This window comes from Frankia alni ACN14a, from assembly GCF_000058485.1.
GTDB lineage: Bacteria > Actinomycetota > Actinomycetes > Frankiales > Frankiaceae > Frankia > Frankia alni.
The window spans coordinates 513,695-526,871 of record NC_008278.1 but is presented as its reverse complement, the minus strand read 5'-3'; the positions used below and the strand labels follow the sequence as shown (position 1 = coordinate 526,871).

5 protein-coding genes and 1 CRISPR repeat array (1 of these 6 only partly in view) are annotated in these 13,177 nt (G+C 70.7%); all 5 genes read right to left on the bottom strand.

All coding sequences use genetic code 11. The annotated features are described in order from the left end of the window. Positions 1 to 5: 5 nt before the first annotated feature. Positions 6 to 833, bottom strand: coding sequence for a type I-E CRISPR-associated protein Cas5/CasD (gene cas5e, locus FRAAL_RS02010; RefSeq protein ID WP_011601712.1), 828 nt, complete (start codon positions 831 to 833; stop codon positions 6 to 8). Beyond that, positions 830 to 1,972 (bottom strand): type I-E CRISPR-associated protein Cas7/Cse4/CasC, encoded by a 1,143-nt coding sequence (gene cas7e / locus FRAAL_RS02005; RefSeq protein WP_011601711.1) that lies wholly within the window; start codon positions 1,970 to 1,972, stop codon positions 830 to 832. Before cas7e ends, cas5e begins: the two co-directional genes overlap by 4 nt. A gap of 69 nt (positions 1,973 to 2,041) precedes the next feature. Then, entirely contained in the window at positions 2,042 to 2,644 is a 603-nt protein-coding gene (gene casB, locus FRAAL_RS02000; protein ID WP_041938696.1) for a type I-E CRISPR-associated protein Cse2/CasB, read from the bottom strand. A 29-nt stretch (positions 2,645 to 2,673) separates the two neighbouring features. Continuing rightward, on the bottom strand, positions 2,674 to 4,548 hold the full coding sequence (casA, locus tag FRAAL_RS01995; protein ID WP_231861459.1) for a type I-E CRISPR-associated protein Cse1/CasA: 1,875 nt from the start codon (positions 4,546 to 4,548) through the stop codon (positions 2,674 to 2,676). A gap of 458 nt (positions 4,549 to 5,006) precedes the next feature. Continuing rightward, a complete protein-coding gene (cas3, locus tag FRAAL_RS01990) occupies positions 5,007 to 7,829 on the bottom strand; it encodes a CRISPR-associated helicase Cas3' (RefSeq protein ID WP_231861458.1) in 2,823 nt (940 codons plus the stop codon). A 240-nt stretch (positions 7,830 to 8,069) separates the two neighbouring features. Then, positions 8,070 to 13,177: direct repeats of the CRISPR family, unit length 28 nt; unit sequence GGAAGATCCCCGCGCGGGCGGGGACGAC (it continues 592 nt past the right edge of the window).

The window sequence follows — 13,177 nt, the reverse complement described above, 5'->3', positions numbered from 1 at the left end:
GCGGCTCACCATCCCAGCAAAGCGAACGGATCATGGGAAGATCCGGTGCCGCCGGCGTCGTCGTCGAGGTCAACAAGATCGTACGGGGGCGGCAGGTGCACCCAGGTCTGATGGACGCGGCGGCTGCTGAACGCGCGGGTGCGGGGATCGAAGGTGGTGGGCAGATCCATCCGGACGTCCTCCCCGTGCGGGTCGTCGACGGTGACCGGCAGGTCGACGGTGCGCGGCTGGCGGCGCAGCGCGGCGAGGCGGTCGATCTGGGCGGCGCCCGCGGCCCAAGGCACCGCGGTCAGAACGTCCACCACGTCTCCCGGCCACAGCGGCCGGCCGGATTCGTCGTCTGGGGTGAGCAGCAGTGGTTGGGTGGGCGGGCAGGAACGGCGGCCGAGCGCGAGGGGGAACGCCGGGGCGCGGATCGCGTCGACAAGCGTGGTCAGCACCGGCTCGGGTGCGGCGACCGCGACCACGAACACGGCGTCCTGGAGGTAGAAGCGTTCCGTGACGTGGGTGTACTTCGCCGGGGATGTGAGCTTCTGCAGCCCCTTGGCGGTGACCGCCGCAGACGGTAGTGGACGGCCCCGATAGTCACTCACGGTGTGGTAGTCGCGTAGCAGGGTGCCGGGCTGGTCAGTGCGCACCCCGAAGGTGAGGGCGAGCAGGTCCTCGATCGGATCGGCACGGCGGCGGCCCTCGGCTGCAGCGAGCAGGCCGATCAGGCCGCTCTTGGTCGGCTCGGTCAGCGTCTCCCGGCGGTTGAACATGCTGCCGCCGCCCCATGACTGCACCGGCCCCGCCAGCCGGAGCACCAGGCAGCGAGAGTCGGCGCCGGTCATCGGGCCGCGCTCGCCAGCCGGGCCCGGGCCGCGTCCGCAACCGTCTCAATGACCTTGGTCAGGGGCGCCGACGGGCCCAGCGCCGAGGTGAGGACCTTGCCCCGTTCGGCATCGCCCGGCGTGCGGTACGTGGAAGCGATCAGCTCGGGGCGCAGGCCCCACAGATCTGCCGCGGTGGTCAGCTCCTTGGCGAACTGGTCGATCGATCCATCAAGCACGCCCTTCTGCTGGGCGCGGACGGGCTGCTCGAACGCCGAGACCAGATTCACCGGCTGATCACCGCGCACGGCGACGGTCAGCAGGTTCGGGGTGGTCCGGTGCGCGAAGGAGTTCTCGTGCCCGGTCGGCATCGAGGTGGTGAACGCGGTGAGGAAGACTCGCAGCGCCTCGACCGCAGCCTCCGTGTCCCCGCCGAGGTTCTCGACAAGCTGGTGCAGACCGACGGTCGCGAACCGGTACAGGGTCGCCGACTGGAACTCGACCGTTCCGATCATTCCCGCGCCGGTGTCCTCCTTCGGGTTCTCGTCATCCACCGCGGTGTAGTAGTCGAACTCGACCTCCGCCGCATGGGTCGACAGAGCGTGCGCGACCTGAGTGGCCGCGTCGACGTTCAGCGCCGGCAAGTCGGCCACCATCCGCCCGAACAGCGCGACGTCGATCGGATGACCCGCGCCCAACACCTCCTTCACGGACACGTTCTTGAGGGCCGCGGTGAGTTCCGTGTCGTCCAGGCCGATCAGACGCGGCAGGTCCGGCTCGATCCGGTCGATGAGCCGCTCGAGCTGCGGTCGACCAAAGAACAGCAGGTAGGCGGTTTCCGCCGCCTTCTTCCCCGGCTTGATTCCCAGGTCCGCGAGCAGGCTCGTCGCGACCCGAGTGCTGGCCTCGGGGTCGAGCTTCCCGCGGGCGGTGAGCCGCTCGGCCAGCAACGCCGAAATCTTCTTCGTGCGGGATCCCAGTTGCGCCTGGTCGATCTGGTCGGCGAAGGCGGTGCGGGTGGCCCGCTTCCACGCCTGCGACGACACCCGGGCCCGCTTCACCCCACCGTAGACGGCCTGTTTCGGCGTGCCCGCGTCATCCCGATTGATATTCGACGGGGGGACGGTCTGGAGGATATGAACGTCAATATAGCAGCGCATTGCAACAGGTCTCTTTCTACTGGGGCAGGGAGATGACTGGCAGGACCCACCTGGCCGAAACGCGGGTGGTCACCGTCGAGATGCGGACGCGGAGGCCGCGCCCTCACTGTCGCGGTTCAGGAAGTACTGAGCCGCCCAACGCCGGCGGACCTGGCCGAGGCGGGCCGGGTTCTGCCAGGTGACGAGGTCCCAGAACAGGGCGGTGTAGTCGAGTGGCCGCTGGATCTGCCGAAGCTGACGGACAAGCCCGCGCAGGTGATAGCTCGCCTCACTCAACGAGGTTGCGGTCGCGGCGGTCCCGAACCGGCGGTCGACAGCATCCGGGCTGAACTTCCCGCTCGCACGAAGCTCCTTCACCGCCGTCCCCAGACCGCTTCCCAGCTCATGGGCGGAACGTGGCAGCGACTGCTGATGGATGGCGAACAACGTGAGGGCGGCATGCTCCGCACGCAGCCGCGTGGTGAGATGGCCGTCGGCCTGCAGGGTGGTGTAGTACCGCCACATCTGCGGAACGCTGCCCGGCTCGCGGCCGACACCGCGCCGCAACGCGGCCAGATCCGCGCCATCGGGCAGGTCCGCCCGATGTTCACGCTCCCAAAAGAAGGGCCGCTTTTCCCGATTCGTGTCGGCGGATCGCGCCGCTGTAGTTGTGGTGTCCGTTTCCGTGGTCATGGAGATGTTCCCCGTCCGTGAAAGGGCTGTCAGGCCGCCGCTTCGCCGTTCGGCCGGCCCTGAGTGGTCACCGGCCGGCCGAGGATGTTGTTCAGGGAGCGGCGGAACGATGCCTCGGCATTCGCCAGGCGAGGGCCGAAGCGCTGCTCGGGTTCCCGGCCGAGGAAGGTGGCGGGCTCGGCCGCGGACAGGACTGGATCGGCGACCTCCCAGGCCAGCCTGCGGGCAACGATCCGCCATGCCTGCTCGGCACCGTCGGCGTCTCCGGGATGCAGCGCCAACCCGGCCAGCAGCCGGCGGACCGTCGGGGTGAGCAGGTGGACAAGTACATCCCCGAGCCGCTGGCCCCGGTCCCAGGGCAGCTTGTCCGCGCCCACCGCGGCCCGTAGATCGTCGCCCAGCCGGTTCGCCGCGATCCGCAGATCCTCCGCCTGCCGGGCCACCGTCAACACGACGTCACGGACCTCGGTATTCTCCGTCAACGCCGTGACCGGCAGCGGGATCTCGTCGCTCATCACGTCCTCGATGACCGCGGACTGGTTGCCGTAACGAACCCCGACAGTGAGCACGCGCAGCGGCAGATCCTCGGCTACGTACTCGTCCAGCCGCAGCGCAGCGAGTTGCGTCAGCAGCGCCGACGAGGAGACGCGGTCGCTCGTCGGCGACGACGTGGCCAGCAGCGCCTCCAGACCCCGCCAGGCGGACCGGCCCGGCTGGTGGCGCACCGGCCGCTGCGGAGGTTCGTCCGACTTCGGCTTGTCGACCTGCCGCCAAGCCGTGTGCGGCTCCACCTCATGCGCCGACCCCCTCAGCCGATCACCCGCGGCCAGCACCACCTGCCGCACCACCACCCCACCGGGAGCCGCATCCTCCAGCTCGGCAACCAGCCGCACCCGCCGCGCCTGCCAGGTCAGCAGATCGAGCAGGCCGCGCGCGCCACGGGAACTCCAGCCAGGCCCAGCAGCCGCCTCCGCCCGCCACTGCGGCCGATCACCTGGGTTCACGCCCTGCGGCAGGATCGGCAGGTTCAGCAACAGCGTGTGAAAGAGGGTAGCGCCGAACGGAACGATCACGCCCAGCTGGCCGACCGGCCCGGTGGGGTTCCCGGTGGTCTTACCCGCTTTCACCGCCGGGTCGTCGACCGCACCCGACTTGATGGCCGCAGTGTCCCAGCAGTGCACCGACAGCAGGGCCCGCGCCGCCCGCGCCGGGGTCAGAGCAGGCGGATCGCTCTCCGCCCGGGCGCTGAACAGTGGCACGTTGTTCCCAGCCGCGAGCCGAGGAATCAGCAGCGATACCGGCTTCGTCTCACCCTTCGCGGTCCGCAGCCCCGCCACCTGCGCAAACGGCCGCTCGGGATGGAACAAGTCGAAACAATCTACAGCGTGGTGCTTGAAGTACTTACCAAGCTGCTTAAGCCGCTCATCGCAGAACTCGCCGTCTTCCCACCACGACGACCACTCCTCCCGGTCCCTCGGCGCTCCACAGGCATCGATCAGCACTGGCAGGAGCACCTGACGCAGTACGGCCACAACCTCAAGGGGATCGTCCACCGCGAAACCATCGAACAGGTGCGCCTCGACGAGCGCCCGGCGAATCCCGACCTCGACGCGCTCTCCCTCAGCCATCACCGGTATCCACGGCTGCTCCACCAGATCGAACCGGCCCATCCGCCCTCCCCCATCAGAAATCGATCTACCTGCGCACACAGGTCTATCAAGCCCCACCGACAGTTCTGGAACCCGGCGCGTCGCCTCACCGGGATCAGTTGTCGCGACGGCCCGCGGAGCGCCCACCTCGCCGACGATTGCGACGACGCGACGATCTTTCACGATGACGTAGCCAATCGCGCAGCAGATCGCGCCGATGCTTTGAGTCCTGTGGGAACACAGCTCGGAGTGCACCGAGGATCCCCCAGATCATCATGGTCAGGACGACCGCCCACGCAGGTGCGGTCGGGACTGCTGCGAGGGCCGGCGGTCCCCACACGATCATCCCCGGGCCAGCAGGGCGCACCCAACTCCTCCGGAGCCCAGTTCCGCGGTAAGGCTGAGTACCGGATCGGGCGCGCGGGAGGAGACTGCTGATCCACACGGTTCAGGACGATAGCCCACACTCCAGATGACTGTTGAATCGGGCCCCTGTCAGCGCTGCCCAACCGGGCACCCGTGGCGCGCCGAACCGGCCAGCTGGCAGCCGGACCCGATGCAGGAGCCACGGAAGTTGGTAGCTTGGGGTAGCCCAGCCACGCTGGGGTCGTCCGCGGGCACCTGTAGCGCTGCCGTTGTCCCCGCCATCGCGGGGTTCCACCCACCCGAAGAGATCCCGAGTTCGGGTGACCCCGAGGCATGTGCACCTAGAGTTACCTGTGCCCATGGGTCCATGGATGCCCGAGCCGCTCGTGTGACAGGCCGGTCTCGTGGCTGTAGCTCAGGCGGTGGCCGCCCAGCGTTGTCGACAGATCGTCGTCGAGAACGAGGGCGCGGGCTCGTCGTAGCCAGGGGTCGCCCTGCCAGCCGGGTAGCGGGGCCAGCTCTTTGATCGCGACGGCGGTCAGTGCCTTGTTCGCAGGCAGACGGACCGTGTCTGCAAACACCTGTTCCAATAGCGTGTCGTCGGAGATGGCAGCCTCGCCGTGCCTGCCGAGGCTGCGGCCGGCGAGCGAGCGGTAGCCGCCGGCCGGATCGCCTCGGACCAGGACGACTTCGACGGACTCGTCGCCGTCCCGGACCACGGCCGCGACCCGCTCCTCCGTGGTAAGCACGGCTGTCGCCCGCTCGTGCAGGCCCTCCAAGGTCTTCACGCCCAGCTTGTCCGGACCGGACAGGAGGAAGTCCGCGGCGCGGACCGTACGGTCCGCCTCGCGGTCGGCCCATTCCTGCCTATACCGGGTGGCGCTCTGCGACCAGGCGTCCGGCCCGAGTGGCTCGTCACCGTAGCCCGCGGTGACCAGCTCGGGAACCTGCGCCGGGACGGACCAGCCCGCTCCCGCCGCAGCCTCCAGGACGAGAGCCGCCGACCGCAACAGCAGATGATCGCCATAGACGGCGCGGCTTCCACCCGGCCATCGCGGCAGGCCCTCAGCGTCGACACGAAGCCCACAGACGATCACCTTGGGCTCGCGTCCTCGATCCGGGCGACGGTGCCGGAAGAGTCGGCCGGCACGCTGGAGCAGCAGGTCGATCGGCGCCAGATCACTGACCAGGAGATCCACGTCGACATCGAACGATTGTTCGGCTACCTGGGTCGCCACCACGACGAGCCGGCCAGGGCGAGCCGTGCCCCGGCCCGGTGGTCCAAGCAGGTCCACCACAGTTTCGGTGCGGGCCGCGCGTTCCCCTGCGACGAGGCGAGCGTGGAGCAGCACGACGTCCTGGCCGAACTCCGGGCGTATCGCAGCATAGACGTCCTGGGCGCGGGCGACCGTGTTACACACGACCAGCGCGCACCCGCCACCACCCACCTCGCGGATCACCCGGTCGGCGACGGCGTCGACGGAGAAGTCCGCGTTCTCCGCGAGAACCTCCACCTCGATCGGCGGCAGAGTCATCCAGGCCGGGTCGGTTGCCCTGCCGAAATCAGGTGCGCCCTCGTACGCCCATGCGGTGGTCACCCGGGGGTATCCCCGGGGAGCTGGCAACGCCGAGACATCGATATCTCGTTTCTGTAGCGCCCCCTGGAGGTAGGCCCGGACAAGCTCAGCACGCTGAGCAGGTGGGAGCGTGGCAGACAGAAGAATCACCGGAACTCCGGTGTCCGCCAGCCACCGCAGCGCCTCGAAGAGAAACTGAGCCATGTACACGTCATAGGCATGCACCTCGTCGAGGATCACCACCCGCCCGGCCAGGCCGGCATGGCGTAGCATCACGTGCTTGGTCCGCGTGGCCGCATGCAGAAGCTGGTCTATGGTGCCCACCGTCACCGGCGCCAACAGGCCCCGCTTCGGGCCGAGAAACCATTCAGCCGCCGCCACCCCATCGATCGTATGGCGTGGACCCGTCGTGGTCGCCGCGCCGACGCCGAACTCATCAGGCAGACCATATTCGTCGAGCTCGTCATCGATCCCGGTGAAGGTGACCTGCGATCGAAGCGCCGCCCATTCCTTGTTGAACCGCGCTCGCCCGTGCAACAGACCGAGGGGAACCTCCGGATCGATGGAAAGCGACCAGGTCCGCACCCTGCCGAACATCGGGTCGCTGGTCGCCTGGGTCGGCATCCCCACGAACACCCCATCGGCTCCGAACCGGCGCGCCAGGACTTCGGCTGCGCCGAACGCCGCCTCGGTCTTGCCCTCACCCATCGGCGCCTCGATGATCATAAGGCCAGGGGTCGGCATCTCCTCAGCCAGCCGCACGGCACTGCCCTGCACCGCCCGCGCCGACTGACCAAACCGGCGCCTGATCAGATCCGGCTCACCGTCGACGCCGGACGCCAGCCGCTCGACGCGCCACCCTCCTCGCAATCCGAGCCGATCCCAAGCCTTACCGGCCCGCTCACGCGAACACTCCAGCGACACCTCGGAGAGTTCCGCCTGACCCTGGAAATGCTTCTCATCGCTGGCGATCCAGTCCGCCATAATGATCAGGCCCGACAAGGTAAGCTGGCTGCCACGGCGAGGAGTCCTCACCTCGGCAAGCGAAACGACATCAATACCGAGCTCGGCGGCAACCCGGTCGACGAACACGGTCTGAGCCTGCGCCCACACGCCTCGTCCCTGCGCATTGGGAGTACTTGGCTTCAGCCGATCAGCACCCGGTACCAGCCCGTGATGACCAGCGATCAAAGGCCAGGCCCAGGCACATGCCGACGGCCTCCATCCCGCTTCACGCAGCCGACGTTTGACGATGACCGCACCTGCTCGCGCGTGATGCCATCGCCGACCCTGATCGACGGTGAGATCCCCCCAGTCCAAACCGGCTGCCCGGACCCGGTCGGCCAGCGCCGCGTCCTTCATCTGAAATGCCGGAGTCGCCTTACCCACATCATGCAGTCCACACAGAAGAGCGAACAGCGACCGCCCTCGACCCCGGCTACAGTCATCAAGAAAACGCTGTACGGCGGGCGAAAGAAAGTTATCCCAGACAAGCTCCGCAACAGCCGCGGTATCAAGCAGATGCCCGAGCAATAGGTGCATCGACTCCGGCGCCTTCGACTTCCCCCACACCACTGCCAACGCGTCATCCATGGACCACATCCCCCGAGCAGGACCATCGAACACACCATCCAACCATGCGCTTCGCAGCCCACCATCAGCACCCCGCGACCAACCAGGTGCCATGCCTACCCGAGGCCAACCCGCACTTCTGGGTGCCGACCGACCCCACACCAGAACCGCGGTCATCCCTGACGCGGCTCGCCTGCACCAAGGCCCGCACCGACGGTCGGGCCATCCCCCGCTCACCCACCACGGCCGACCGAGCCCGCCGGAAGATCCCTGCGCGAGCGGGGACGACCCGCCCAAGCTGTGCTGGCCGCCGAACGGGAGAGGAAGATTCCCGCGCGGGCGGAGACGACCGTCCGCACCCCATGATCATCCTGGCGGGGCGGAAGATCCCTGCGCGGACGGGGACGACGTCACCTACGACGCGCCGCCCACCGCCACCATCGGAAGATCCCCGCGCGGGCGGGGACGACTTCGTCGGCGTGTGGTTCTCGGCGAAATAGAGAGGAAGATCCCCGCGCGGGCGGGGACGACCGGGGCCCGAGCGCCAACTCGGGTGATCCCGCGGGAAGATCCCCGCGCGGGCGGGGACGACCTGTCGGTCGGGGTCCAGGTGCCGGTGGTGGGGGGAAGATCCCCGCGCGGGCGGGGACGACGCAATGGCCATCGGCGCGTCGGGTACCGGCGGAGGAAGATCCCCGCGCGGACGGGGACGACCCCGTCGGGGCCCAGCCGTTCTTGATGAACAGCGGAAGATCCCCGCGCGGGCGGGGACGACCAAGAGGAAGCGCCGCTAAGGAGACTCGACCGAGGAAGATCCCCGCGCGGGCGGGGACGACCATGCGCGAGCGAACGCGTCGGCGCCGCGGGGAGGAAGATCCCCGCGCGGGCGGGGACGACCGTCCCGCTCGGGCCCGGTGAGGTCAATTCCTAGGAAGATCCCCGCGCGGGCGGGGACGACCTCGGCCGGAGGGTGGAGGTTGACCGGGTGAGGGAAGATCCCCGCGCGGGCGGGGACGACCGCCGCGCCAGATGGGAGTGCCGATCCGAGTGCGGAAGATCCCCGCGCGGGCGGGGACGACCGATGGGTCCGGCTCAACGCCCCCCTCCTCGCGGGAAGATCCCCGCGCGGGCGGGGACGACGAGCAGGTCGGCTTTCATCACCTCACGCTCGGCGGAAGATCCCCGCGCGGGCGGGGACGACGCTATGCGCGAAAACGACATGATCGCTAACTCAGGAAGATCCCCGCGCGGGCGGGGGCGACTCGTCACCCGCTACGCCGAGTCCGGGACGGCGCGGAAGATCCCCGCGCGGGCGGGGACGACGAGTCCGCCGGCGTCCGCGTCTACAACTCGGGGGGAAGATCCCCGCGCGGGCGGGGACGACCTGGAACGGGTCGGCGGCGACGCCGTGGACCCAGGAAGATCCCCGCGCGGGCGGGGACGACATGGACGTCTCGGACACCGAGGGCTACCCGGGGGGAAGATCCCCGCGCGGGCGGGGACGACCCGTTCACCGCCCTGGCCGATCAAATGCCGCGGGGGAAGATCCCCGCGCGGGCGGGGACGACCGCAGCGCCCGACCGCCGCCCTTTGCCGGCAGAGGAAGATCCCCGCGCGGGCGGGGACGACGCCGTCGGTGTGGCGGGGGTCGCGGCCTTCTTCGGAAGATCCCCGCGCGGGCGGGGACGACCGTTGCGGGACGTGTCCGCCCGTCCGTCCGACCAGAAGATCCCCGCGCGGGCGGGGACGACGTCCCTGTCGGTCTCCTGGGTCACGCACAGCGGGGAAGATCCCCGCGCGGGCGGGGACGACGTCGGGAGCATCCCGGAGCCGCAGCGGTCCCGGGGAAGATCCCCGCGCGGGCGGGGACGACGCCAGCTCGCCGATTCGGGCGGCGGACAGCGGCGGAAGATCCCCGCGCGGGCGGGGACGACCTGGCGAGGGGACGCGCGCTACGACGTCGACCCGGAAGATCCCCGCGCGGGCGGGGACGACCCGGCGGAGGTGCTCGAGCTGGCTGATGTCCGCGGAAGATCCCCGCGCGGGCGGGGACGACCCGCGATCCCGCTGGGACACCGGGACCTGCGAAGGAAGATCCCCGCGCGGGCGGGGACGACCACCAGTGCGCGCAGACGGTCGACCTCGGTGACGGAAGATCCCCGCGCGGGCGGGGACGACCACAGCGCGACCCCCTCTCTACTGGAGTTGGAGGGAAGATCCCCGCGCGGGCGGGGACGACACGTCGACGAGGCCACCGACAGCGGCCTGTAGGGGAAGATCCCCGCGCGGGCGGGGACGACCGGGATCTCCCGCAGGTACGCCGTGTAAGCGGCGGAAGATCCCCGCGCGGGCGGGGACGACTGACCGGCGCGTTCCTGTGCCTACAGGCCGCGGGGAAGATCCCCGCGCGGGCGGGGACGACCGGCGCTCATCTCCCCAGCTCATGTCGTCTGCCGGAAGATCCCCGCGCGGGCGGGGACGACAAGTAGGTGCCGTTCATCTCCCAGGCGATCGAAGGAAGATCCCCGCGCGGGCGGGGACGACGAGAAGTAGCTGCCGGCGCCGATCGTCAGAGGGGGAAGATCCCCGCGCGGGCGGGGACGACCGCCGTCGCGGATGTCGGAGGCGGGGATGCGGAGGAAGATCCCCGCGCGGGCGGGGACGACGTGCCCGAACAGATCCCATGCCACAGGCCCGAAGGAAGATCCCCGCGCGGGCGGGGACGACCCGCGGCCCCGAATATTCACGCTGTTTCAAATCGGAAGATCCCCGCGCGGGCGGGGACGACCAGCCCGGACAGGTGTAGAAGCCGGTAGGCGGCGGAAGATCCCCGCGCGGGCGGGGACGACAGCCGGGCACAGGGGGTCCTTCCGAGCTGGAGGGGAAGATCCCCGCGCGGGCGGGGACGACCCAGTTCGGGCCGTAGCGGCCAACGAGCCAGCGGGAAGATCCCCGCGCGGGCGGGGACGACAGCCGGGCACAGGGGGTCCTTCCGAGCTGGAGGGGAAGATCCCCGCGCGGGCGGGGACGACCCAGTTCGGGCCGTAGCGGCCAACGAGCCAGCGGGAAGATCCCCGCGCGGGCGGGGACGACAGCCGGGCACAGGGGGTCCTTCCGAGCTGGAGGGGAAGATCCCCGCGCGGGCGGGGACGACCCAGTTCGGGCCGTAGCGGCCAACGAGCCAGCGGGAAGATCCCCGCGCGGGCGGGGACGACGACTTCGATGGCGCTCATCGGCTGGTCTCCTGGGGAAGATCCCCGCGCGGGCGGGGACGACACCGTCGTCGCCGTCGGTGAGGAGGCTGTCCAGGGAAGATCCCCGCGCGGGCGGGGACGACGCCGCGACGTGGGTGAGCGCCTCGACCGCCGCCGGAAGATCCCCGCGCGGGCGGGGACGACGAGCCGACGACCTGCCCGGCCGCCCACACCAAGGGAAGATCCCCGCGCGGGCGGGGACGACGCCACCGACCATTCCAAGACGCATCCGAGCAGGGGAAGATCCCCGCGCGGGCGGGGACGACTTGCATGATCGGCACATCGGCGCATCTTCGTCAGGAAGATCCCCGCGCGGGCGGGGACGACGAAACTCGAACCGGTCTTGATCCGGAGGCCGTGGGAAGATCCCCGCGCGGGCGGGGACGACCCGGGCTCGATCGAGGCGACCGCGCCGACCGCGGGAAGATCCCCGCGCGGGCGGGGACGACCCGTGCTCGCCGGCGCGACCGGGGCCGGCCAGCGGAAGATCCCCGCGCGGGCGGGGACGACAGGACCACCATGATCAATGATAGACCGAATCAGGGAAGATCCCCGCGCGGGCGGGGACGACCAGCTCGAGGCCGTCAGGACGGCCCAAGGTCGGGGAAGATCCCCGCGCGGGCGGGGACGACAGGGCGAACCAGCCGCGGAGACCGGGCCGCGCCGGAAGATCCCCGCGCGGGCGGGGACGACCCCGTACGCCGCCGCCGGTGCGCAACTCAGGCAGGAAGATCCCCGCGCGGGCGGGGACGACCCGGAAATCGTTGGCTGGGCCGCCGCCGCGCGAGGAAGATCCCCGCGCGGGCGGGGACGACTGCCGCCGCCGGGTTTTTTTTCGGGCAGCTTGAGGAAGATCCCCGCGCGGGCGGGGACGACCGGATCGCCGGGTCGGCGGCGATGGGCATGAGGGGAAGATCCCCGCGCGGGCGGGGACGACTGGCACCGCGTCCGGGGCCGCACCCAACGCCGGGGAAGATCCCCGCGCGGGCGGGGACGACAGGACGGCGCCGATCGCGTCGCTGATGGTGCGGGGAAGATCCCCGCGCGGGCGGGGACGACGGTCCAGAGTCACCACAATGGGCGCAGCGATCAGGAAGATCCCCGCGCGGGCGGGGACGACTCGTCGCCGAGGGTCACTCCCACGTACTCGCCCGGAAGATCCCCGCGCGGGCGGGGACGACCGGATGGTGACCTCGGCGCGAGCGTGCATCTCCGGAAGATCCCCGCGCGGGCGGGGACGACGCGCCGTTTATGATCTACCGGGACAGTGCCTACGGAAGATCCCCGCGCGGGCGGGGACGACGTCGCCACCCACGGCCTGGTGCTCCGCGACTACGGAAGATCCCCGCGCGGGCGGGGACGACGTGGCGCGCGGCTGGAATGACAGTGTCGGCCGGGGAAGATCCCCGCGCGGGCGGGGACGACATCGGCAAGGTGTACCCGCTCGGCCGGGACGGGGGAAGATCCCCGCGCGGGCGGGGACGACCTGGTTGACCCGTTCACGCAGACGAGGGTGCCGGGAAGATCCCCGCGCGGGCGGGGACGACGTGCAGGCCGGTGACAACTCGCCGTGGGGCTGGGGAAGATCCCCGCGCGGGCGGGGACGACAGGGCGAACCAAGCGCGGAGACCGGGCCGCGCCGGAAGATCCCCGCGCGGGCGGGGACGACGAAAGGAGCGTGGCACGGTACCTCGACGCTGGAGGAAGATCCCCGCGCGGGCGGGGACGACCCCCCGCACCACGTCGCGCTCGACCTGCGCCCCGGAAGATCCCCGCGCGGGCGGGGACGACCCCACCCCCGGCGCCGGCGCCCTGATCGGCGCGGGAAGATCCCCGCGCGGGCGGGGACGACCGCTCGGCGGCCTCCGAGGCGACGCAGGGAAGCGGAAGATCCCCGCGCGGGCGGGGACGACCAGGCGGCGCTGCTGGCCGCGCTGCTCGGCGCCGGAAGATCCCCGCGCGGGCGGGGACGACCCACGAGGTCTGGCCGTGCCGCGCGGCTCCGTGCGGAAGATCCCCGCGCGGGCGGGGACGACCGGTACGCCGGCGTGGTCTCCGCCGGTGGAGAGGGAAGATCCCCGCGCGGGCGGGGACGACTTCTTCTCGGACATGTGG

Excerpts from the sequence above, each read along its gene's own strand:
- casB (WP_041938696.1), bottom strand. The coding sequence starts at position 2,644 with ATGACCACGGAAACGGACACCACAACTACAGCGGCGCGATCCGCCGAC.
- cas7e (WP_011601711.1), bottom strand. The coding sequence starts at position 1,972 with ATGCGCTGCTATATTGACGTTCATATCCTCCAGACCGTCCCCCCGTCG.
- cas5e (WP_011601712.1), bottom strand. The coding sequence starts at position 833 with ATGACCGGCGCCGACTCTCGCTGCCTGGTGCTCCGGCTGGCGGGGCCG.
- cas3 (WP_231861458.1), bottom strand. The coding sequence starts at position 7,829 with ATGGATGACGCGTTGGCAGTGGTGTGGGGGAAGTCGAAGGCGCCGGAG.